Source organism: Curtobacterium sp. MCBA15_012 (genome assembly GCF_001864935.2).
GTDB lineage: Bacteria > Actinomycetota > Actinomycetes > Actinomycetales > Microbacteriaceae > Curtobacterium.
In genome coordinates, this window is sequence record NZ_CP126267.1 from 1,295,841 (window position 1) to 1,317,074 (window position 21,234).

Below are 21,234 nucleotides of genomic sequence, written 5' to 3' on the forward strand. Positions count from 1 at the left end.
GAACCGTGCCGGGTCAGTGCGGCCGGTCGAACGACCGGATGCCCTGCGGCACCGCCGACACCGAACCGCGAACCCGGACGGGCATCGGCACGAGGTGCTCGTCCGGCGCCATGTCCGGCTGCAGCAGCAGGCGGACGGCCAGGGCGCCCATCTCTTCGTACGGCAGGGCCGCCGTCGTCAGGGTCGGTTCGAGGTAGAGCGCGATGTCGTCGTCGTCGAACGAGACGACCGAGACCTCGTCGGGGACCGAGATCCCGGCCTCGGCCAGGGCGCGGTACACCCCGAACGCCAGACGGTCGTTGAGCGCGATGACGGCCGCCGGGCGCCGACCGCCGGCGAGCAGGTCCCGCATCGCGACGTACCCGTGGTCGGGGTCCCACGGGTGGCAGTCGACCTCGGCGACGGGGACGACCCCGTAGGCGTCGAGCGCGGTCGTGATCCCGTCCAGACGTCGCTCGATCGCGGCGGTGCTCCACTCGACCGAGCTCGCACGGTCGCGACCGATCACGACGACGTCGTCGGTGTGGCCGGCCCCGAGGAGCAGGCGGACGATCTCCTCGCCACCGGCGCGCTCGTCGGCGAGCACGGTCGTGGTGGGGCGGGTGGCGACGGCGTTGAGCATCACGGTCGGGATGCCGCCGCCGACGTCGGGCAGGTCGACCGGGTGCGGGCGGATGGAGGCGTACACGAGGCCGTCGACCTGGTGGTCGATGAGCACGCCGAACGCCGCGGCCATCGCGTCCTGCTGGTCCTCGGTCTCGGTGATGAACAGCACGTGGCCCTGGCGCTTCGCCTCGGCCAGGGCACCGCGGATCATGCCGCTGCCGAAGCGGTCGGTGGTGATCGCCTCGGACACGAGTCCGATGACGCCCGACCGCCGGGTCGTGAGCGAGCGGGCCGTGAGGTTCGGGCGGTACCCGAGTTCGCCGGCCGCAGCTCGGATGCGCGCTGCCGCGTCGGCGGAGACCCGTGACGCGGGGTGGTCGTTCAGGACCTGGGAGACCGCGGCCTTCGACAGGCCGACCTGCTGCGCCACGTCGGAGAGCGTGACGCGTCGCGCACTCACGGCACTTCCGCGGACTGTTTGCGCATTCGCTCATCATACGGGCTTGACAGCAGGTGGTGAACCGGTACACCATTCGTGATCAACCGGTTCACCAACGCAGGTGCAACCGATGACGACCTCGATGAAGAGTGGTGCCGAGCAGTGACTGACCTCCTCCTGACCGACAGCGTCCGTCCGTGTGGTGCGACGTGCTGAGGGTCCCCGACCACTGGGTGTGGGACTTCTGGTTCGCCGACGACGGTGCGCAGCACCACGTGTTCTTCCTGCAGGCGCCGACCTCCCTCGGTGACGAGGGGCGCCGCCACCGCGCGGCCCGCATCGGCCACGCCACGAGCACCGACCTCGTGCACTGGGAGCCGACCGAGCAGCCGTTCGGACCCGGGTCCGCCGACGACTTCGACGCGACGACCACCTGGACCGGCAGCGTCGTCCGTGGCGACGACGGCCTGTGGCGGATGTTCTACACGGGCACCCGGTTCCTGGCGGACGAGCCGGACCACACGAACGTCGAGACCGTCGGCGTCGCCGTGTCGGAGGACCTCCGCACCTGGCACAAGCGTCCCGGTCCGGTGACCCGTGCCGACGCACGCTGGTACGAGACGCTGGGCGCCGCTCCCGACGCCGAGGGTGCGGTGTTCCGCGAGGAGGCCTGGCGCGACCCGTGGGTGTTCCGCGACCCGTCGGGCGACGGCTGGCACATGCTCGTCACCGCGCGGACGAACGACGGCACGCTCGACGAGCGCGGCGTCGTCGGTCACGCGGTCTCCCCGGACCTCGAGCACTGGGAGGTCCGGCCGCCGCTGAGCACGCCCGGCTCCGGCTTCGTGCACCTCGAGGTCCCGCAGGTCGTCGAGGTGCAGGGGCAGTGGTTCCTGCTGTTCTCGTGCCCGCAGGAGGCCCTGAGCCCCGCGCACCCCGCCGTGCACTCGACCCCGGGCACCTGGTCGATGCCGATCGACGACCCCACCGGCCCCTTCGACGTCACCCGTGCGGTACCGCTGACCGACGCGACCCGGTACTCCGGGCGCCTGGTGCAGCACCGCGGCGGGTCGTGGGCGCTCGTGACGTTCGAGAACGGCCCCGCCGGCGGCCCCCTGCCGGGTGTGCTGACCGACCCGGTCCCCGTGGACGTCGTCGACGGACAGCTCGCCCTGCGCGCTCCCGCCGTCGCCACCACCCCCTGATCCCGCGGCGAACCCGCGCCACCCCGAAGAACCCTTCCCGAGGAGAACCATGAACACCAAGCTCACCGCCCGCCGAGCGGGGGTGGCCGTCGCGATGCTCGCGGTCGCCGCTGCCGCCCTCACCGGTTGCTCCGCCGGTTCCGGATCCGGCAGTGCTGCCGGCGACGGCACCGGGGACATCGTCGTCTGGGGCCACCAGGGCCAGGACAGCGAGGTCAGCGCCATCCAGGACACCGTCAAGTCGTTCAACGCGTCGCAGAAGAAGGTGCACGTCACCCTCAAGCTGATCTCCGGTGACACCTACACGAGCACCGTCACGAACACGCCCACGAACAAGCTGCCCGACGTGCTCGAGATGGACGGGCCGACGCTCGCCAGCTACGCGTACAACGGCAAGCTCGCGCCGCTGACCGGCTCCGTGTCGAAGTCGACCGTGTCGAACGCGACCGACGGCTCCATCGCCGAGGGCACGTACGACGGCAAGCTCTACGGCCTGGCCCAGTACAGCTCCGCGATGGGCCTGTACGGCAACAAGAAGATGCTCGAGGCGGCCGGGGTGTCCATCCCCAGTTCGCCGTCCGAGGCGTGGACCCCGGACCAGTTCTCGGACGCGCTGAAGAAGCTCGCCGCCGCGAACGCGTCGGGCAAGTCGCTCGACCTGTCCGAGTCGGCCCTGAACGGCGAGTGGGGCACGTACGGCTTCTCGCCGATGCTGCAGTCCGCCGGGGGCAACCTCGTCAAGGGCGACAAGGCGTCGGGCGTGCTCGACTCGTCCGACTCGGTCAAGGCCCTCGAGGACATCGCGTCCTGGAAGCCCTACGTCGACTCGAACACCGACGGCAACGCCTTCCCGAACGGCCGTGTCGCGCTGAGCCTCAGCGGGCACTGGAACTACCCGACCTACTCGAAGGCGGTCGGCAGCGACCTCGTCGCCCTGCCGCTGCCGAACTTCGGTGACGGCGAGAAGGTCGGCGCCGGTTCCTGGACCTGGGGCATCGGTTCCGCGACGAAGCACGGCAAGGCCGCCGGTGCCTTCCTCGACTACCTGCTGAACGACGCGAACGTGAAGGCCATCACCGACGCCAACGGCGCACCCGCGGCGACCAAGTCGGCGTTCACCGCGCAGAGCGTCTACCAGTCGGGCGGCGCGCTCGCCCTCTGGGGCAAGCAGCTCGAGGCGTCCTGCCCGGCGACCGCGATCACGAAGGACTGCATCGCCGTCTACCGTCCGGTGACCCCGGGCTACCCGGTCATCACGTCGAAGTTCTCCAGCGCCCTGTCGGCGGTCTGGGGCGGCGCCGACGCGAAGGAGCAGCTGACCACCGCTGCGAAGTCGATCGACCAGGCCTACTCGGACAACAACGACTACAAGTGATCGGCCGTGGCGGCGTCGGACCTCGGCGCCGCCACCCCGGTCCTCCCGCAGAACCAGGAGACCAGGAGTCCTCGTGACCACCACGACCACCCCGCAGCCGGCCGCGCCGGCAGCACCGTCCGCCGAACGGCGCCGTCGGGCACCCCGGCAGCTCCGCCGGCAGCGCAGCGACCTCGTCGCCGGTCCGCTCATGGCCCTGCCCGCGATGGCCGGCATCGTCCTGTTCATCGCGGTGCCGTTCGCCGCGGCCATCGGGCTGTCCTTCTTCAACGTGCAGCTCGGCTCCCCGCGTCCGCCGACGTTCGTGGGGATGAGCCAGTACGTCCGGCTGTTCACGGACCCGGTCGAGGCGCCCCAGTTCCTCCGGGCCCTCGGGAACAACCTGTTCTTCGCGGCGGTCGTCATCCCGCTGCAGACAGGGCTCGCCCTGGTCTTCGCCGTGCTGCTCAACCAGCAGCTCAAGGGCATCCGGTTCTTCCGCACCTTCTTCTTCATGCCCGTCGTGTTCCCGATGGCGCTCGTCGCGGTCATCTGGCGCGTCATCCTCGACCGCAGCGGCAGTGGCCTGCTGAACAGTGCCGTCGACGCGGTCACCGGGGGAGCGGTCGGTCCGCACGACTGGCTCGGCTCCGGCGCGACCGCGATGCTGTCCGTCATCGCGCTGTCCGTCTGGCAGGGCGTCGGGTTCCAGATGGTGATCATCCTCGCCGCGCTGCAGGAGATCCCCGAGGAACGCTACGAGGCGGCCCGGCTGGATCGGGCGAACGGCTTCCAGCAGTTCGTGCACATCACCGTCCCTGGCGTGCGCAACACCCTGATCTTCGTGGTGTTGCTCACCACGATCTTCGCGTTCCGCGTCTACGACCAGGTGTACATCCTGATCACCACGGCCGGGGGCAACGAGAACGCCCTGCGCACCGTCCTGTACCAGGCCACGAACGCGATCATCACCGAGAACAGCGTCGGCCGTGCCACCGCGATCTCCGTGGTCCTGTTCGTGATCATCGTCGTCATCGCGCTGGTCCAGCGGGCCGTGCTCCGACAGAGGAGTGAGAGTTGACCACCATCCGCCCGCGCCGTCTGGCGTCCAAGACCGGCTCCTACGCGATCCTGATCGTCCTCTCGGCGCTCATGTTCGCCCCCGTCTACTACCTGCTCCTCGGCAGCTTCAAGCCGAGCGGCGAGGTCCTCGACGGGTTCACCGGCTTCCTGCCGACCCACCTGTCGCTCGACAACTACCGCGGCGTGTTCGCGGCGCTCGACTCCGACGCCACCGGGTACTTCTGGCAGTTCATGACGAACTCGGTGCTCATCTCGCTCGTGGTCGTCGTCGGCGGGCTCGTCGTGAACGCCATGGCCGGGTACTCGTTCGCGCGGCTGCAGTGGAAGGGCAAGAACGCCGTGTTCCTGCTCGTGGTGCTGCTCGTCATCGTGCCGTTCGAGTCGGTCGCGGTGCCCCTGCTGTACCTGCTGAACGGTCAGCGCGACACCCTGGTCGTGCAGATGATCCCGTTCATCGCGAACGCCTTCTCGATCTTCCTGTTCTACACGTTCTTCCTCAACCTGCCGAAGAGTGTCGAGGAGGCCGCACGGCTCGACGGACTCGGGGCCTTCGGCACGTTCGTGCGCGTGGTCGTGCCGAACGCCCGCCCGGTGTTCGCGACGGTCGCGATCCTGACGTTCCTCAGCTCGTGGGGCTCGTACCTGTGGCCCTCGATCGTCACCTCCGACCCGACCGCCCGCCCGCTGCCGCTCGAGATCAGCGTGTTCTCGGGCCAGGAGCCCGTCGACTGGGGCCAGACGTTCGCGTTCGGCACGCTGCTCGTGCTGCCCGTCTTGATCGTCTTCCTCGCCTTCCAGCGGTACTTCATCCAGAGCGTCGCCGGCTCGGCCGTCAAGGGATGACGCCGGACCCGGTGACGCCCGACCCGACGACGCTCGACCCCCAGGTCGTCGCCCTCCTCGCGCGGCTCGCCCGCGACCCGTCCGGAGGGGGAGCCGGCGGGCCCGCGACGGTGGCCGGCCAGCGCGCGCAGGCCGTCCGGTTCGCGGCGCTCGCCGGACCCGTGGTCGCGGTCGGGATGGTCGAGGACCGGACGCTCCCGACGGCGCACGGCGACGTCCCGGTCCGCCTGTACGTCCCGGACGCGGTGGAGGCCCGTGGCCCGCTGCCCGTCACCGTGTTCCTGCACGGTGGCGGGTGGGTGCTCGGCGACCTCGACAGTCAGGACCACATCGCCCGGGTCGTGTGCGCCCGGGCACGGTGCCTAGTCGTGTCCGTGGACTACCGGCTCGCGCCCGAGCACCCCTTCCCGGCGGCGGTGGACGACGCGGAGGGCGCCGTGGCTTGGATCCTCGACCACGCCGACCAGCTCGGCGGCGACCCGGAGCGGGTCGTCCTGTTCGGCGAGAGCGCCGGAGCGACCCTCGCGGCGGTCGCGGCCCGTCACGCTCGCGACCGCGGCGGCCGACAGCCGGTCCTGCAGGTCCTCGTCCACCCGGTGACCGACCACGCCGACGACTCCGGTTCGATGCGCACCTTCGCCGACGGCCCGGTCCTCACCGCGGCGCAGATGCGGTGGTTCTGGGACACGTACCTCGGCGACGCGGACGGGTCCGACCCGCGCGCGTCACCGATCCGCACCCCCGACCTGCACGGCGTCGCCCCGGCCATGGTCGTCTCGGCCGCGGTCGACCCGCTGCTCGACCAGGGTGTCCGGTACGTCGAGGCCCTGCGCGCCGCCCGGGTCCCGGTCCGCCACGAGGTCGTGCCCGGCGTCCCGCACGCCTTCCTGTCGTTCACCGGAGAGGTCGAGCGGTCGGCCGCGACCCTCGACGCGATCGCCGACGCGATCCGGACGGCTGTCCGCCGCTGACGGAGGGTCGGGGTGCCACGGAGCGGACACCCGTTCCCCGTCCCACTACCATCAGCCCGTACGGGGGTACCCACAAGTAGTGGACGCGCGCATCGTCGCCGCCGGGAACACGGGCGATCGGCCTGAGGACCTCCACGACGGGGAGGGCAGGTCGCAGTGACGCGGTACCGACGACCAGCACTCGGCGTCGCCACGGTGCTCACCGCGGCGCTCGTCGCGGGTCTGCTCGCGGGCTGCTCGGGTCCGCTCCCCGGTGGGGCCGGCGGCTCGACCGGCACCGGACACGGAAGCGAGTCCCGCGTGATCCACCACGGACCGACCCCGACCGCGATGCGCCACGAGGACGGCGTCGAGGTGTGGGACCTCACCGGACCGCCGACCGTCGAGGCCTTCGGCATCGACACCCGCGGGCGCGCGCCGCTTCGCGGCGCCACCGGGGCCTACAGCTCGACCCCGGAGCGGCAGGTCCGGCTGCTCCTGCCCGGCGGGCGGTCCGTCGACCTCGCGGCGGGGGAGGTCATCTTCGAGGCGTCGGACTCCGAGGAGGCGGTGACCGACCCGGACAGCGGCGAGGTGATCATCCCCCAGGGGCGCCGGTTCTTCCTGCGCGTCGACGGCGTCACCGAGGAGGGCGTCGACGCCGGGGTCGGTGCCTTCCGCGACGCGCTGCAGCGAGCCGACCTGCCGACGACGAAGGCGGACGAACTGCGGGACCGGGCGACCGAGCCCGCCGCGACGGCCGACACGATGAGCACGAAGCGCATCGGCGAGAGTGTCGAGGTCCCCGGCGTGCAGGGCGCGACGGCGTCCGTCAGCTCGTCGTTCGGGCCCCGGCCCGACGTGCTCGTCTTCCAGCTGCAGGTCTCCGTCGCGTGGGACCCGGTCCCGATCCCCTGAACGCCCGCGACCGCGACCACAGCCGCGACCACGGCTGCGACAGCGACAGCGACCGCGACCACAGCCGCGACCGCGACAGCGACAGCGACGGCGACCACAGCCGCGACCACGGCTGCGACCGCGACCACGGCCCGCGCCCGCGCCGCCGCCCTGCGGGAAGTCGCACCTCTGCGCGGCTTCCCGCACCCCCCGGCCCCTGCCGTCCGCCCGTCTCCGGCGTCGAGTTAGCGTCACATGACCGACCGACCCGCAGCACGGTGAACAGGGGCCCCATGCTCATCTCGACCGACACGACCGCAGCCGCTCCCGCGCAGCCGCCGCGGTCGGCACCGCACCCCTTCGACGTCACGCTGCTCGACGGCCTCGCCGCCGTCGCCGAGCGACTGCCCGACGCCCTCGCCCTGACCGACGAGCACACGTCGTTCACGCACGCGGAGCTGGACCGCACGGCCCGGGCGCTCGGCGCGCTCCTGCACGAGCAGCTCACGCCGGACGACCACAGCGGTCGCGGTGTCGGCGCCGAGCCCGGGGGAGCGTCGGTCCCGGTCGGGGTGATGGTCGCGCACGGTCACGGCTCGGTCGTGGCGCTGCTCGGGCTCGTGCACGCCGGACGGATCATCGTCGCCCTCGACCCGTTCCTCCCCGAGGCCCGGCTGCAGCACGTGATGGCGCTCGCCGGGATCGTCGACGTCGTCGCGGACGACGAACACGCCGACCGTGCGCGCGAGCTCGTCGCCGCCCAGGGCCGGGGCGGCCGGGTCCTGCCCGCCGCCGACCTGCTGGAACGAGCACGAACGGCCGCGACCACCGCCGACCTGCTCGAACGAGCACGAACGGCCGCGACCACGGCCGACCGGTCGACGACTACGGCCCACCAGGCGACGAACGGCCCGACCGCCCCGATCCCCACCGTCCCCGGCGCCCGCGACCGCACCGGCCAGGACCCCATGGTCATCATCTTCACCTCGGGCTCCACCGGCGCCCCCAAGGGCGTCACCATGTCCCACCGTCAGATCGTCGTCGACACCGTCGCCCAGCGCGAGGCGTTCCGGTTCGGCCCCGACGACCGCGTCGCCTCGGTCCTCCCGCACGGCTTCGCCGCGGGCTTCACGCTCGTCCTCTCCGCCCTGCTCGCGGGCGCGTCGGTGCACGTCGTCGACCCGCGGAGGACCGGGGTGGACCGGCTCGTCACCTGGGTCCGCGACGCCGCACTGACCACGCTGCACACCACGCCGCACCTGGTCCGGTCGATCACGGCCGCGCTCGACCCCGCCGACGACCGTCTCCGCGGGCTCCGCATCGTCGCCACCGTGGGTGAGGCCGTCACCGGTCCGGACATCGCGGCGCTGCGTCCGCTGCTCGGCTCCGCGACGTCGTTCTGCAACTGGACCGGCTCGAGCGAGACCGCCGTCTACGCCGTGAACGAGATCCGGGCCGAGGACCCGATCCCGGAGCGCAGCGTCCCCTCGGGCCGGATCGTCACCGGGAAGCGCATCGAGGTCCGCCGCCCGGACGGCTCGGTCGCCGACGTCGGCGAGGGCGGTGCCGTCGTGTGCATCTCCGACGCCATGACGATCGGCTACTGGGGCGCCCCGGAGGTCACCGCGACCCGCGCCGGCGTCGACCCGGACGGCACCCCGACCTGGTCGATCGGCGACCTCGGCCGCTTCGACGCCGACGGTCGGCTCACGCTCCTCGGCCGCGCCGACGACGCCGTGAAGGTGCGCGGCTACCTGGTCGAGCCGAGCGAGGTCGAGGCCGCGTTCCGCACGGTCGACGCCGTGCAGGAGGCCACGGTCGTCGCGGTCAAGGCCCCGCCCGCGCCGACCCGGCTCGTCGCCTACGTCGTGACCCGCCCCGGGCGTCGGTCGCCGTCGCCCGCCGCGCTCCGCAAGGCGCTCCGCGACCTGCTGCCCGACTACATGGTGCCGACGGCGATCGTGCCGATGGCGGCGCTGCCCCGGAACGAGCGCGGCAAGGTCGACCGTGCCTCCCTGCCCGAGGCACCGACGGTCGAGGCCGGGCTCGAGCTCGACGCGGACACCTACGACCAGTGGCAGCTCGCCGTCGGGCAGATCTGGGCGGAGGTGCTCGGCCTCCCGACGGTCGGTCCGCTCGAGCTGCCGGCCGTCGGACTCGACAACGACTTCGCGGCGCTCGGTGGCGACTCGCTGTCGGCGGAGGAGATGCTCGCCGCCGTGGGCGACCGCCTCGGCGTCACCCTGCCCTCGACCGAGCTCCTCGAGCACCCCACGCTCCGGACCTTCACCGAGCGCATCCGGCGCGGTGCCGCGGCGACCCCGAGCCACCCGGACGTCGTCGCGCTCGCCGACCGGGCCGGACTCGAGGCCGAACCGCTGTTCTGCATCGCCGGGGCCGGCGCCCTCGCGTTGACGTACGCGCCGCTGACCCGTCGGCTCGGGGACCGCCCGGTGTACGCCTTCCAGCAGCACGGCATGGAGCGGCGCGCGGTCCCGGACTGGAGCGTCCGCGCGATGGCGAAGCGGTACATCGAGCTCATGCGCATCGTGCAGCCCCGCGGCCCGTACACGCTCGTCGGGCACTCGTTCGGCGGGATCGTCGCCCTCGAGATGGCCACGATCCTCACGGCGGCCGGCCAGGAGGTCCGCCGTGTCGTCCTGCTCGACACCTACCTGCCCGACCAGGCCGCGGAGCAGGCCGGCGTCGTCGAGTTCGGTGAACTCGACCCGGTGGCACCGGCCGCAGCGGGTCGCCCGCGGGCAGGCGCGCTCCGGCGCGTGGCCGCGCGGACGAGCGCGTTCCGCGGGCGGGTCCTGACACCGATGGGCCAGATCGGGCGGCACGCGCGGGCGTACGGCGCCGGGGTGTTCCGCTGGCAGGGCCAGCAGCAGTTCCGCGCGTTCTTCGACCACGCGCTCGTCGTGTCCCGCGGGCACCGCCTGCCCGTCTACGGGGGAGCGGTGACACTGGTGATCGCCGACGGCAACGAGTCGGGTGCGGCCCGGTGGGCCCCCTACCTGCCCGGCGACGTCGACGAGGTGCGCATCCACGCGGAGCACACCTCCGTCCTGCGGGAACCGCACGTCGCCGAGCTCGCGACGGTCCTGGCGGCGCGGCTCGCAGCCGACTGACGTCGGGAGGGGACGGACGGGAGGCGCGGCACCGGCGGGTGGCGCGCCTCCCGTCCGTCCCGTCCCGCGTCACGGACCGGTGGCCGCCCCGACGAGCAGGCGACCGCCCGTCGGGTCGCGCCGGGCGACCGCCCGGACCGGCGGACGACCGCACCGCGGCGCGCGCAGCGCCGACGGGGGCCGGTGCCGTCGACGGCGGCCACCGGACCGCCGGAAGGCGCACGTGCGCGACCAGGTTGCGCAGGACAACCGCGCTCCGGACACCGATCGGGGTACAGCACACCGCGGGAATCCGCCGATCCTGGGGAATCGCTCGGAACGGAACGGGGGACGTGACGAACCTCGGTGACAGCCCGTCTCATCCGTGAACAGCATCCGCTGGGCACGAGCCCGGCGGGTCCCCATCGGAAGGAGCACACCTCATGGCTGACACCACCACCACGACCTCTGCGACCACCCCGGCCGCCGCGCGCACCGCCGGCACCAAGCCGTCGTCCGCCAACGGCAAGACCACGATCGACGACACCGTCGTCGAGAAGGTCGCCGGCATCGCCGCCCGCGAGGTCAACGGCGTGCACTCCCTCGGCAACGGCGCCGCCCGTGCCATCGGCGCCATCCGCGACGCCATCGGCCAGCGCGACCACGGCCAGGGCGTCAAGGTCGAGGTCGGCGAGAAGCAGGTCGCTGCCGACGTCGTGATCGTCGCCGAGTACCCCGTGCCGCTGCAGCAGCTCGCCGACGGCGTCCGCGCCTCGGTCAGCCGTGCGCTCGAGCAGATCGTCGGCATGGACGTCGTCGAGGTCAACGTGACCGTCCAGGACGTCTACATCCCGGGCGACGACGACGACAACGAGGACAAGAAGGAGTCGCGCGTTGAGTAACACACTGGTCGGCGCCCTGATCGGCGCGATCCTCGCCGTCGTGGCACTGCAGTTCGGGTTCTGGGGCTTCGTCCTGGTCATCGTGTTCGGCCTGATCGGCGCCCTCGTGGCGGCCCTGTCGACCGGCAAGATCGACCGCGGCGCCCTGACCGACGTGCTGACCGGACGCCGGAGCTCCCGGTGAGCGCCGGCCCGGACGTCCCGGGCCGCGTCGAGATCACCGCTCGTGCACTGACCGCGTTGTCGCGGGCGGTCGCAGCAGAACGGCTCGGCGCTCCCGCGAAGCGTCTCCGAGTCGACCTCGGTGACCACGACGGCATGCTGTCGCTCGAGGTCACCGGCCCGATCCGGGCCCAGGACGACGTCATCGGTGCGGCCACGGCCGCTGCCGAGCGCATCCGGGCCCGGGTCGGGGAGTTGTCCGGCCGGAAGGTCGGACGCGCCCACATCGAGTTGACCGGCATCGTGCGTGAGCACGAGGGCCGGGTCCGGTAGGAGGAACCATGAGCACCAGCAGCATCGAGCGGCGCCTGCGTCGCCGGAGCGTGCACCGGTCCCGGTCCACCGCCGTGTCCGTGGCCCTGGTCGTGACCGCGCTCGTCGCGGCGTGGATCGGCACTGAATCGGTCCTGAAGGCGATCGGTCAGGCACCCCTGCTCGCCGACCCGCAGACCGTCGTCGACACCGCCCTGAAGCCCGACGCGGCGTTCACGACCATCGCCGAGGTCATCGCCGCGGTCCTCGTGATCGCCGGGATCGTCCTGGTCGTCCTCGCCCTCAAGCCCGGCCGGATGTCGCGCTCCGCGATCGACCACGACCGCGGCGCCGTCGTGATCGACACCCGCATCCTCGCCTCGACCGCAGCCAACGCCGCAGCATCCGCCGCGCACCTGCCCGAGTCGAACACCTCCGCCACCGCCCGCGGCCACCACACCGAGGTGCGCGTGGTGCCCCTGTCCGGCATCCCCGTCGACCAGGCAGCCGTCCGCGACGCCGTCCAGGAACGCCTCGGCCGGCTCGGCGGCAAGCACGGCACCCGCGTGAGGGTGCACGTGGAACAGAAGGGAACCCTGTCGTGACGACCACGAACCGCACCCTGAACCGGATCCTGCTGTTCCTGCTCGGCCTGGTCGCGATCATCGTCGGCGTCGTCATCGGCGCCGGGGTCCTCACCCCCGTCCGCGACGCCGTGGAGCCCTACGTCACGTTGCCGTCGAAGGTCGACGTGCCGTCGCAGGCGTTGCGGATCATCGCCGCCGTCTGCGCGGTCGTGATCATCCTGGCGTTGGTCGTGGTGTTCACCCGTGGTGGTGGCGGCACCTCGGTCGCGGCCCGGGAACGCACGGGCGATGACCAGGTCACCGTGAACGTCGCGCTCGTGCGGGACGTGGTCGACCACGAACTCGCCGACGTCCACGACGTGGTCGCGGCGAAGGTCGACACGTACCTGGTCCGGAAGCAGCGGGCCGCGCGGATCAAGGTCCACGTCCGTCGTGGTGGGGACGCGGTCGGTGTCCTGACCGCGGTCGAGCACGCCGTCGACACCCTCGACCAGACCCTGGGCCACCAGCTCCCGGTCCTGGTCCACCTCACCGGCGGCACCCGCACCACCCTCGCAAAACCCGCCCGCGTCCACTAGCCGGACCCGGACGAACCGCCACCGCACGACCCACGTCCAGCAGCAAGGAGTCCCCATGCGCAACCGCATCATCGTCCTCGGTGTCGTCGCCCTGATCGCCGTCTGGCTCGGTTCGCGGTCGAACCGGCCGGTCGTCAAGAAGACGAGCACCGCGGAGACCCTCCGCATGGCGTGGAACGATCCGCACGCCCGCAAGCAGCGCGCGAAGCTGCGGAAGAAGGTCGCGAAGGCGGCCCAGGGTCACTGACCCGAGCAGGCGACCCACGACGGACGGGAGGCGCGGTGCCAGCTGGCACCGCGCCTCCCGTCCGTTCGTCGTCCGTAGCGACCGCGATCCGGGCCGTCCGTCGTCAGCGGCGTCCGTCTCGTCCGCCGTCCGTCGTCACCGTCGGATGTCGTACCGGTGCATGACGACGCCGTTGTCGAACGACCGCGTCTCGAGCAGGTCGAGCAGCAGCGGCGGCCGCGTCCCCGACGCCGGCGGATCGAACAGCGGTCGACCGCGGCCGAGCACTGCGGGGTGGACGAACAACAGGAGCTCGTCGAGCAGGCCGGCGTCGAGCAACTGCGTCGCGACGTTCGCACCGCCGACCCCGACGTCGCCCGACCCCTCCTCGCGGATCTGCGCGAGTCGTTCGATCGCGTCACCGTCGGCGCCGATGACCGTCGTGTCGTGGTCGGCACTGGTGCGGCTGCGTGACACGAGCACCTTCGGCTGGGCCGTCCAGATCTCGCCGTACTCCCGTTCCACCGGGAGGGCGGACTCGTCCGTCCGGGCGTCGGGCCAGTAGGGGTCCATCATGTCGCGGACGACGCGGCCCTCGACCGACATGGTCATCGCCCGGGCCCGGTCGTTGAACTCCTGGTGCAGCTGCTCGTCGATGCGGATCCAGCCCGGCGCGTCCGGGCCGCCGTGCTCACCCGGCTCGGCCTCGATGTAGCCGTCGACCGAGACGTTCATCCAGTACACGAACCGTGCGGGCATCGGGACTCCTTCGTCGCGTGTGCGGTGGCGCCGATGCTAGTGCCGCGGGTCTCCGTGCGACAGTCCCCGGTGCGGTCCCGGAGGCCTCACGGCCGAGGGTGTCACTCCCCGGTCAACGCCGCCGCGTACGCCCGCACCGACCGGTGGTAGCGCGGCAGCGTCGGGACGAGCGCCTCGATCGCAACCCGCAGCGCCTCGTCACCGCGCCCGGCACTGTGCAGCGCCAGGGCGAGGAACACCCGCGGCGCCGCCCCGGTGGCCGGGTGCTCGGGGGCGTCCCGCAGCATGGCGATCGCCTCGTCGACCCGGCCGAGGTTCCGCAGGGTGGACGCGTGCTGCACCACCATCCGGGCGGCCCGGTCCGGGTCGACCTCGTCGAGTCCCGCCGCGGTCGCCGCCGCGTACTGCTCGTGCGCGGCCGCCTCCTGCCCGCCCGAGTCGAAGGCCCCGCCCAGCTCGAACGCGCCGAGGGCGGGGTGCGGCGCGGCCCGCGCGAGCACGTGCATGCGCGCGATCCGCTCCTGCCCGTCGACGGCCGCGTCGTCCCACAGGGCGGCCACCTCCGCCTCCCAGGTCGCGTCCGTGGGTCGGGGCGGGACGGACGGGAGGCCCGTGGCGGCGCCGCCACGCGCCTCCCGTCCGTCGTCCCGGCCGGTCGCGTCGTCGCTCGAGTGCGTCATCTGGCCACCGTAGCGGCGTGTCTGCCCCGTGCCGGGGCGTCGCGGGCGGTGAGTGCACCGGGCGGCGTGTCGGGATGCGAAGATGCATCGTTGCCCCCGGACACGAAGAGGAACGCATGGGACACGACGACGCGGCGCCGCTCCTCGACGGGCGGTACCGGATCGAGCAGGCCATCGGCCGCGGCGGCATGTCCGTCGTGTACCGCGCGACCGACGAGGTGCTGCACCGTCAGGTCGCGGTCAAGGTCTTCCACGCGGGGTCGGTCGACATCGCCCGGCAGGACGCCGAGCTCGGCGTGCTCGCCTCGCTCGAGCACCACAACCTGGTCGGGCTGCTCGACACCGGCGTGCTCACCACCAAGGACGGTGTGGCGCAGCGGTACCTCGTGATGTCGCTCGTGGTCGGCCAGGACCTCGAGGCGCGGCTGTCCGCCGGCCCCCTCGCGTCGCGGCACATCGGCGAGATCGGCTACGACATGGCCGAGGCGCTCGACTACATCCACGCCCGCGGCGTCGTGCACCGGGACATCAAGCCGTCGAACATCCTGCTCGTCGACTACGGCAACGGCTCGGAGCGCGCGCGTGCACGGCTGACGGACTTCGGCATCGCCCTGGCCGCCGGGGTCGAGCGCCTCACCGCCGACGGCGTCACGACCGGCACCGCCGCCTACCTCAGCCCGGAGCAGGCCCGCGGCGCCGACGTCGGACCCGCGAGCGACGTGTACTCCCTCGGGCTCGTGCTGCTGCAGTGCTTCACGCGACGGCAGGAGTTCCCCGGCTCCATCGTCGAGTCGGCGATCGCGCGCCTGTCCCGCGGCCCGGTCCTGCCGGAGCCGCTGCCCGAGCACTGGAAGCACCTGCTCCGCGCGATGACCGCGCAGACCCCGGCCGACCGTCCGGTCGGCGGGCAGCTCGTCGCGATGCTCCGCGACGTCGTCATCGCCGAGACGGCCAGCAGCGACCCGTCCGGCGGTCAGTCGCCCGGGTCGACCGACGGCGGCCGCACCACGACCGCCGAGGGCACCCGTCCCGCGACCGCCGACGGCACCCGCCCGGCGACCGCCGAGGGCACGCGCCCCACGACGCTCGACGTCCTGCCCGAGGAGTCGCTGCAGCGCACCGTCGCGATGGCTGCCCGGCTGTTCGACGCCCCGATCGCGCTGGTCGACGTCCTCGACGAGGACCGCGAGTGGTCGCAGTCGTGGATCGCCGAGGGCGTCGACGAGGCCGCGCGCAACATCACCTTCCGCAACGGCTTCGCACCCGTGCCGGTGCCCGTCGTGATCCCGGACGGCTCGACCCACCCCGAGATGCGCGAGAGCCCGCTCGTCACCGGCCCGCTCGGCCTGCGCTTCTACGTGAGCGTCCCCCTGCTGCGCCACGACGGCACCGCGGTGGGCACCCTCGCGGTGCTCGACACGCACCCGCGCGAGGCCTCGGAGGCCGACCTGGCGAACCTCCGGGACCTCGCGGCGCTGGCGGTCACGCAGCTCGAACTCCGGCAGGAGTCGCTGCGCACCACGAACGACGCGCTGCCCCTGGACGCGCACGGCGTCTGAGCGAGCCCGGTCCGGCGCGGTCAGGCCTGACCCGGTCAGGTCCGGCTGGGCCCAGCCCGGCCGGGTCCGGTCGGTCAGCTCCGCCGACGCAGCAGCACCACGCTGTCGGCCGTCTCGTGCGCCGTCCCGTCCGGGGCGGTCGCGGTCCGCGGTCGGAGCTCGGCGTGGCGGACCTCCCACGTGTCACGGTCGTCGCCCCGTAGTGCGGCGAGGTCCTCCTCGGGCGTCGGGAACCGGTACGACCGCATCTCCGCGGGCAGGTCGCGGTGCGGGGGCGCGGCGTGCGCGGTGACCAGGACGTGCCCGCCGGGTGCGACGAACCCGGCGGCCCGTCGCAGGATCGCCGCGCGCGGGATCTCGACCGGCCACGACTGCAGGAACGACGCCGTGACGAGGTCGTACCGCTCGCCCGCCGGGGGCACCCAGGTGGCGAGGTCCGCAGCGGCGAACGCGGTACGGTCGGCCACCCCGGCGGTGGTCGCGGCGGCTGCGGCACGGGCGACCGCCGTGGGGGAGAGGTCGACCCCGGTCGCGTGCCAGCCCCGCCCGGCGAGCCAGACGACGTCACCGCCCTCGCCGCACCCCAGGTCGAGGGCGGTGCCGCCCGGCAGCTCCGCGGCGACGGCGGCGAGGACGGCGTTCACGCGGCCCGACCAGATGCCGTCGCGCTCGGCGTAGCGCTCCTCCCACCAGGTGCGGGCGTCCCGCTCGTCGACCTGGGCGCCGCGCTCGTCGGCTCGGGCGGCAGCGGTGTCGTGCTCGTGCATCCGGTCAGTCCACCGCGCGGCTGCGCCGCGGCGCAAGCCGCGTTGCCGGTCCGGCAACGATCCGGCCGGGAGGCGCGTGGCGGCCCCGCCCCGTGCCTCCCGGCCGCCAGGGCCGACCGACGGGAGGCGCGTGGCTGGCCGCCCCGTCCCTCCCGTCCGCCCACGACGGAGGGGAGGCGCGTGGCGGCCCGACCCCGTCCCTCCCGTCCGCCCCGGGGTCGCGTCCGCCGGCCGGCCGGGTCAGGCCGCGCGTGCCTCGAGCAGCGCCCCGAGGGTGGCGGCCGCCTCGGCAGCCCCGTCCACGGTCACCAGGCGGGCGCCGCCGCCGACCGTCTCGACGACGAGCCCCGGTCCCGATCGCGAGACGTACGCGACGCCGCGGCCGCTGATCCGGTACCCCCAACCGCCCCACTGTCCGGGGGAGACGTCCTCCCACCCGCAGGACCGGACCTGGTCGAGCGGGACGCGCATGAGCGGGAGCCGGGTCACGGCGGAGGTCACCCGGAGACCGCGGCGGTCGACGGTGACCTCGACCCGGGCGAGCACGAGCACCGTGAGGCCGACGAACACGGACACCCCACCCGTGATGACCGCGGTCCCGGTGGCGTCCGCCCCGACGCCGACCATCACCGCCGCGACCACGCCGATCACCGTGAGCAGGACCCCGAGCACCGCGAACCAGCGGCTCCCGGCACGGCCCCGCCACGCGACCCGGGCACCGGGCGGCACCGCCAGCGGCGCGACCGCGCGACGGGGGACCGGGCCGGCCGTCCGCCAGAGGGCGACGAGCGGGACCGCCCCGGCCACGACCGCGACCGGCACGATGACGAGCGTCGCGGCGACGGGCAGGGTGGGTTCGGCGGACCGGTTCACGACCGCCAGCAGGATCCAGGTGACGACGAGCACCGAGGCGAGCAGCTCCGTGACGAGCACGACCATGGCGGCGGTCCGTCGGTCGGGGAACCGGGGTACCGCGAGGGCGACGCCGAGCGCGACGACCGCGGTCGCGAGGGCCCCGCCGAACACCGGCCACGGCGATCCCCACCCGTTCGCGGTGCCGGCGGCGTCGAAGTGCTGCGCGATGCGGGCGGGCAGCTCGGGCCCGAGGGCCACCGCCGCCACCAGGAGCGCGAGGAGCAGCACCGCCGCCGGTGCGGTCACCGCCGTCCGTGTCGCTCGGCTCATCGGTCGTGTCGTCATCGTGCCCCCTTGATCATGGTGAACAGGTCGTCGAGCGGGACCCCGAGGGCCTCCGCCTGGTCGCGGAGTTCGCCGACCAGCGAGCGCAGCTGGTCGAACGAGGCGTTGCCGGACCGGAGCACGGTGGCCCCCCGGCCGCGACGGAGCTCGATGAGCCCGTCCTCCTGCAGCCGCGCGTAGGCGCGCAGCACCGTGTGCATGTTCACGTCGACCGCCGCCGCGAGGTCCCGCGCGGACGGCAGCTTCTCGCCCTCCCGGAGCTCCCCGCGGGCGATCGCGGTCCGCACCCGCGCGGCGATCTGCTCGGCGAGCGAGGCCCGCGCTGCGGGGTCGACGGTGATCAGCATAGTTCGCATAGTAGGCGAGCAATGCACTCCGGAGAAGGGGATCCGGGACATCCACCATGCGCGGATCTGACCCGGCGAACGGTACGCCGCCGCGTACCGTCCGGGACACGACGAGTCCGCAGTGCGTCGGCGTCGCACGGACGATCCGCAGGGGGTCGGACGGGGCGGTGCAGCGGCGCCGTGATGCAGGGAGCACGACGATGTCGAAGTACGAGACCGACCAGCACGTCCAGCAGGTCCACGTGACCACCTACCGCCACCTCCGGCGGGCCGCCCGTCGCGGGTGGGAGCTCGCGGAGCCGGTGGCCACCCCGTCGCTCGCCGACCTCGTCGGCACACCCGTGCCGCGGAGACCGGAGCACCGGTGACCGCCGCGCAGGCGGACGTCGGGCCGCCGACACACGCGCCGACGCACGCCGCGACGCCGCGCACCGTCCACCGCGGTGGGAGCGACCCGGACGACGCCCGCGCCCTCTACGAAGAGGTGTACGACGCCCGCGACGTCACCTTCACGACCGATCCGCACGCTGGCACCGGCACCGGCACCGGCACCGGCACCGGCACCGGCACAGGCACCGGACCCGGCACCGGCACCGGCACCGACCCGCACGCCGGCACCGACCACCCGGCACGCACTCCCACGGCCCCGTTCACCTTCCGCTACCGCTGCACGGGCGACGACCACGTCACCCTCCGCACCTCGTCCGTGTCGGCGCACCGGTCCGGTGTGCTCGCCCCCGACCGGCAGTACGTCCTCGCCTGGTCCGTCGAGGGCGGCGTCGTCATCGACCCGGACCGCGAGGACGGCGTCACCCTCCGCGCCGGCGTCCCCGTGATGTGCCCGGCGGGTCGGCCCTTCGCCGCCACGGCACCGCCCGGGACGGTGCACCTCGTGCACTTCGACGCCGACTTCCTCGAGGCGGTCGCGGTCGTCGAGGACGGCAACGCCCCGGTCCCGCTCGCCTTCCCGGTCTCGGTGCCCTCGAGCCACCTCGCGCCCCTGCAGGCGGTGCTCCGCGAGGTCGCGGCCCGTCTGCTCGACGAGACCGTGGTCGACGGCGAACGCGCGGCACTCGACCTGCGGCTCGCCGAGGCCGTCCTGCAGGCGTTCCGCCCCGAGCGCGACGGCGGACCGCCCGACGTCCCGGTCGGCACGATCGTTCGGGCGAAGTCCTTCATGTACGCGCACTTCGCGCGGCCGCTCGCCACCGCGGACATCGCCGCGGCGGCCGAGGTCAGCGTCCGCACGCTGCAGGAGACGTTCCAACGCCGCGAGGGCACGACCCCCACGGCCTTCCTCCGGGACCTCCGCCTCGAGAAGGCCCGGCTGGCACTCCAGCTCGCCGACGTCCGCGAGACGTCGGTCGCCGCCGTCGCGCACTCGTGCGGCTTCCGGCACATGGGCCGCTTCTCCGGTGCATACGCGGCGCAGTACGGCGAGTTCCCCGGTGCCACCCTGCGCGGCCAACGACGGCTCGTCGGGGTCGGCGGACCGGTCCGCAGGGCGTCGGCCCGCCGTGCCGGGTGACCGTCCACGAGGTGGTCGGCAGACCGGCCGGGAGGCGCGGCTCGTCCCCGACCCGCACCCCCGGCCCGTGACGTGGTCGCCTGGGTACCGTGGAGTGATGCAGCCCGGATCGTCCCCGACGACCGACACCGACGGTGTCGCCGCCACCGTGCGCGGCGCGGGATCGCCGGTGCTCGTGCTGCACGGCACCCCGGGCGGACTCCGCACCGCCGAGGTGATGGGTCGGTTCCTGCCCGCCGACCGCTTCCGGGTCGTCTCCGTGGCGCGCCCCGGGTACGCCGGGACGTCGCTCCTGCCGGGACGGTCCTCGCTCGACGACGAGAGCGACCGGTACGTCGCACTCCTCGACCGGCTCGGCATCGACCGCGTCGCCGTGCTGGCCTGGTCCGGCGGGGGACCGGCTGCATACCGGCTCGCCGTCCGGCACCCCGACCGCGTCTCCGCACTCGTCGTCGCCGCCGGACTGTCGGGTCGGTGGACGCCGCCGCGCCCCTCGGTGGCCGAGTGGATCGTCTCGCGGACGCGGCTGGGGTCCCGGCTCTCGGCGCTCGCCGCCCGCGTCCTGCCCGGCGTCGTGGTCCGCGCCGCGTCGGAGGGCGTCAGCTCCCTCCGGGGTGCGGCGCTCCGGGACCACGTCGCCGACGTCATGCGCGACCCGTTGCGTCGCGGGTTCGTGCTCGACCTCGCGACGGGCGGCAACGCCTCCGGTGGACACCGTGGCGGGTGGGACAACGACGTCCGGGTGCTGGGTGCCGTGGAGGACCTCGAGCTCGGTGCCGTCCGGGCTCCGACCCTGCTCGTGCACGGCGACGCCGACACCGACGTGCTGCCCGAGCACAGCGCCCGCGTCGCCGCTGCGGTGCCGGACGTCGAGCTCGTCACCCTGCCCGGCGGGACCCACTTCGCACTGTGGGACCACCACGACGCCGCAGCCGTGCAGGCACTCGTGCAGGCGCACCTCGACCGCTCCTGACCGCCGGGTCGGCCGCGACGACGGCGAGCGGGGCGGGGGACAGACCGGGGGACACCGGCGAGTGCTCTCCTCGGTGTCGGCTGCAGGTTGCGCCCGAAACTGAGACGACCCGCAGGGAACGGCCGCCGCTGCCCAGTCGGACCCAGCTTCGTTACCAATACGTT

23 protein-coding genes are annotated in these 21,234 nt (G+C 73.5%); 17 read left to right on the forward strand and 6 right to left on the reverse strand.

Going from position 1 to position 21,234, the window contains the following annotated elements; translation table 11 throughout:
- Positions 1 to 13 precede the first annotated feature (13 nt).
- The gene (locus tag QOL15_RS05950; protein WP_171898702.1) at positions 14 to 1,036 is read right to left on the reverse strand and encodes a LacI family DNA-binding transcriptional regulator; all 1,023 of its coding nucleotides are present in this window, start codon (positions 1,034 to 1,036) and stop codon (positions 14 to 16) included.
- 218 nt (positions 1,037 to 1,254) lie between these two features.
- Here QOL15_RS05950 and QOL15_RS05955 point away from each other — a divergent pair, with 218 nt between their 5' ends.
- From QOL15_RS05955 to QOL15_RS06015, 13 genes are all read left to right on the forward strand, one after another.
- Positions 1,255 to 2,250, forward strand: a complete 996-nt coding sequence (locus tag QOL15_RS05955; RefSeq protein ID WP_071249423.1) for a family 43 glycosylhydrolase — start codon at positions 1,255 to 1,257, stop codon at positions 2,248 to 2,250.
- 49 nt (positions 2,251 to 2,299) lie between these two features.
- Complete coding sequence (locus QOL15_RS05960; protein ID WP_065959874.1) at positions 2,300 to 3,625, forward strand: extracellular solute-binding protein; 1,326 nt, start codon at positions 2,300 to 2,302, stop codon at positions 3,623 to 3,625.
- Positions 3,626 to 3,698: 73 nt separating this feature from the next.
- The gene (locus QOL15_RS05965) at positions 3,699 to 4,685 is read left to right on the forward strand and encodes a carbohydrate ABC transporter permease (protein ID WP_253181538.1); all 987 of its coding nucleotides are present in this window, start codon (positions 3,699 to 3,701) and stop codon (positions 4,683 to 4,685) included.
- Complete coding sequence (locus QOL15_RS05970; protein ID WP_071249411.1) at positions 4,682 to 5,530, forward strand: carbohydrate ABC transporter permease; 849 nt, start codon at positions 4,682 to 4,684, stop codon at positions 5,528 to 5,530. The genes QOL15_RS05965 and QOL15_RS05970 overlap by 4 nt, the downstream gene beginning before the upstream one ends.
- On the forward strand, positions 5,527 to 6,501 hold the full coding sequence (locus QOL15_RS05975; protein WP_071249413.1) for an alpha/beta hydrolase: 975 nt from the start codon (positions 5,527 to 5,529) through the stop codon (positions 6,499 to 6,501). The genes QOL15_RS05970 and QOL15_RS05975 overlap by 4 nt, the downstream gene beginning before the upstream one ends.
- 156 nt (positions 6,502 to 6,657) lie before the next feature.
- Complete coding sequence (locus QOL15_RS05980; protein WP_071249417.1) at positions 6,658 to 7,398, forward strand: hypothetical protein; 741 nt, start codon at positions 6,658 to 6,660, stop codon at positions 7,396 to 7,398.
- Between the two features lie 272 nt (positions 7,399 to 7,670).
- On the forward strand, positions 7,671 to 10,511 hold the full coding sequence (locus QOL15_RS05985; protein ID WP_071249419.1) for an alpha/beta fold hydrolase: 2,841 nt from the start codon (positions 7,671 to 7,673) through the stop codon (positions 10,509 to 10,511).
- Between the two features lie 422 nt (positions 10,512 to 10,933).
- Positions 10,934 to 11,392, forward strand: coding sequence for an Asp23/Gls24 family envelope stress response protein (locus tag QOL15_RS05990; RefSeq protein ID WP_065959883.1), 459 nt, complete (start codon positions 10,934 to 10,936; stop codon positions 11,390 to 11,392).
- Complete coding sequence (locus QOL15_RS05995; RefSeq protein WP_065959885.1) at positions 11,385 to 11,576, forward strand: DUF2273 domain-containing protein; 192 nt, start codon at positions 11,385 to 11,387, stop codon at positions 11,574 to 11,576. The genes QOL15_RS05990 and QOL15_RS05995 overlap by 8 nt, the downstream gene beginning before the upstream one ends.
- A complete protein-coding gene (locus tag QOL15_RS06000) occupies positions 11,573 to 11,887 on the forward strand; it encodes a hypothetical protein (RefSeq protein ID WP_065959887.1) in 315 nt (104 codons plus the stop codon). The genes QOL15_RS05995 and QOL15_RS06000 overlap by 4 nt, the downstream gene beginning before the upstream one ends.
- Before the next feature lie 8 nt (positions 11,888 to 11,895).
- Positions 11,896 to 12,471 carry a DUF6286 domain-containing protein gene (locus tag QOL15_RS06005; protein ID WP_065959888.1) on the forward strand — a complete coding sequence of 192 codons (576 nt, stop codon included), beginning with the start codon at positions 11,896 to 11,898 and terminating at the stop codon, positions 12,469 to 12,471.
- Positions 12,468 to 13,031: a hypothetical protein gene (locus QOL15_RS06010; RefSeq protein ID WP_305405604.1), complete on the forward strand. Its 564-nt coding sequence runs from the start codon at positions 12,468 to 12,470 to the stop codon at positions 13,029 to 13,031. Before QOL15_RS06005 ends, QOL15_RS06010 begins: the two co-directional genes overlap by 4 nt.
- Positions 13,032 to 13,086: 55 nt before the next feature.
- Positions 13,087 to 13,278, forward strand: coding sequence for a hypothetical protein (locus QOL15_RS06015; RefSeq protein ID WP_065959893.1), 192 nt, complete (start codon positions 13,087 to 13,089; stop codon positions 13,276 to 13,278).
- A 135-nt stretch (positions 13,279 to 13,413) separates the two neighbouring features.
- Here the strand turns inward: QOL15_RS06015 and QOL15_RS06020 are convergent, their stop codons facing one another.
- Positions 13,414 to 14,016: a dihydrofolate reductase family protein gene (locus QOL15_RS06020; protein WP_071249315.1), complete on the reverse strand. Its 603-nt coding sequence runs from the start codon at positions 14,014 to 14,016 to the stop codon at positions 13,414 to 13,416.
- 101 nt (positions 14,017 to 14,117) lie between these two features.
- Positions 14,118 to 14,696, reverse strand: a complete 579-nt coding sequence (locus tag QOL15_RS06025; protein WP_083394123.1) for a tetratricopeptide repeat protein — start codon at positions 14,694 to 14,696, stop codon at positions 14,118 to 14,120.
- Between the two features lie 116 nt (positions 14,697 to 14,812).
- Here QOL15_RS06025 and QOL15_RS06030 point away from each other — a divergent pair, with 116 nt between their 5' ends.
- A complete protein-coding gene (locus QOL15_RS06030; protein WP_071249313.1) occupies positions 14,813 to 16,255 on the forward strand; it encodes a GAF domain-containing serine/threonine-protein kinase in 1,443 nt (480 codons plus the stop codon).
- A gap of 74 nt (positions 16,256 to 16,329) precedes the next feature.
- On the opposite strand, the gene QOL15_RS06035 is transcribed toward QOL15_RS06030, so the two are convergent.
- The 3 genes from QOL15_RS06035 to QOL15_RS06045 all read right to left on the reverse strand — a co-directional run bounded on the left by QOL15_RS06035 (position 16,330) and on the right by QOL15_RS06045 (position 18,569).
- Positions 16,330 to 17,022 carry a bifunctional 2-polyprenyl-6-hydroxyphenol methylase/3-demethylubiquinol 3-O-methyltransferase UbiG gene (locus QOL15_RS06035; protein WP_083394122.1) on the reverse strand — a complete coding sequence of 231 codons (693 nt, stop codon included), beginning with the start codon at positions 17,020 to 17,022 and terminating at the stop codon, positions 16,330 to 16,332.
- Positions 17,023 to 17,262: 240 nt separating this feature from the next.
- Entirely contained in the window at positions 17,263 to 18,207 is a 945-nt protein-coding gene (locus tag QOL15_RS06040) for a DUF1648 domain-containing protein (protein WP_139197588.1), read from the reverse strand.
- 11 nt (positions 18,208 to 18,218) lie between these two features.
- Entirely contained in the window at positions 18,219 to 18,569 is a 351-nt protein-coding gene (locus tag QOL15_RS06045; protein ID WP_071249309.1) for a GntR family transcriptional regulator, read from the reverse strand.
- Between the two features lie 200 nt (positions 18,570 to 18,769).
- Between QOL15_RS06045 and QOL15_RS06050 the strand changes: the two genes are divergently transcribed.
- From QOL15_RS06050 to QOL15_RS06060, 3 genes are all read left to right on the forward strand, one after another.
- Positions 18,770 to 18,937, forward strand: a complete 168-nt coding sequence (locus tag QOL15_RS06050) for a hypothetical protein (protein ID WP_171898703.1) — start codon at positions 18,770 to 18,772, stop codon at positions 18,935 to 18,937.
- On the forward strand, positions 18,934 to 20,097 hold the full coding sequence (locus QOL15_RS06055) for a helix-turn-helix domain-containing protein (protein WP_071249307.1): 1,164 nt from the start codon (positions 18,934 to 18,936) through the stop codon (positions 20,095 to 20,097). Before QOL15_RS06050 ends, QOL15_RS06055 begins: the two co-directional genes overlap by 4 nt.
- A 97-nt stretch (positions 20,098 to 20,194) precedes the next feature.
- On the forward strand, positions 20,195 to 21,070 hold the full coding sequence (locus QOL15_RS06060; RefSeq protein WP_065959904.1) for an alpha/beta fold hydrolase: 876 nt from the start codon (positions 20,195 to 20,197) through the stop codon (positions 21,068 to 21,070).
- Positions 21,071 to 21,234: the final 164 nt, after the last annotated feature.

Coding starts and splice junctions, on each gene's coding strand:
- QOL15_RS06045 (WP_071249309.1), bottom strand. CDS start 18,569: ATGCTGATCACCGTCGACCCCGCAGCGCGGGCCTCGCTCGCCGAGCAG.
- QOL15_RS05975 (WP_071249413.1), top strand. CDS start 5,527: ATGACGCCGGACCCGGTGACGCCCGACCCGACGACGCTCGACCCCCAG.
- QOL15_RS05985 (WP_071249419.1), top strand. CDS start 7,671: ATGCTCATCTCGACCGACACGACCGCAGCCGCTCCCGCGCAGCCGCCG.
- QOL15_RS06050 (WP_171898703.1), top strand. CDS start 18,770: ATGTCGAAGTACGAGACCGACCAGCACGTCCAGCAGGTCCACGTGACC.
- QOL15_RS06035 (WP_083394122.1), bottom strand. CDS start 17,022: ATGCACGAGCACGACACCGCTGCCGCCCGAGCCGACGAGCGCGGCGCC.
- QOL15_RS05990 (WP_065959883.1), top strand. CDS start 10,934: ATGGCTGACACCACCACCACGACCTCTGCGACCACCCCGGCCGCCGCG.
- QOL15_RS06060 (WP_065959904.1), top strand. CDS start 20,195: ATGCAGCCCGGATCGTCCCCGACGACCGACACCGACGGTGTCGCCGCC.
- QOL15_RS06030 (WP_071249313.1), top strand. CDS start 14,813: ATGGGACACGACGACGCGGCGCCGCTCCTCGACGGGCGGTACCGGATC.
- QOL15_RS06015 (WP_065959893.1), top strand. CDS start 13,087: ATGCGCAACCGCATCATCGTCCTCGGTGTCGTCGCCCTGATCGCCGTC.
- QOL15_RS06040 (WP_139197588.1), bottom strand. CDS start 18,207: ATGAGCCGAGCGACACGGACGGCGGTGACCGCACCGGCGGCGGTGCTG.
- QOL15_RS06025 (WP_083394123.1), bottom strand. CDS start 14,696: ATGACGCACTCGAGCGACGACGCGACCGGCCGGGACGACGGACGGGAG.
- QOL15_RS05960 (WP_065959874.1), top strand. CDS start 2,300: ATGAACACCAAGCTCACCGCCCGCCGAGCGGGGGTGGCCGTCGCGATG.
- QOL15_RS06020 (WP_071249315.1), bottom strand. CDS start 14,016: ATGCCCGCACGGTTCGTGTACTGGATGAACGTCTCGGTCGACGGCTAC.
- QOL15_RS06005 (WP_065959888.1), top strand. CDS start 11,896: ATGAGCACCAGCAGCATCGAGCGGCGCCTGCGTCGCCGGAGCGTGCAC.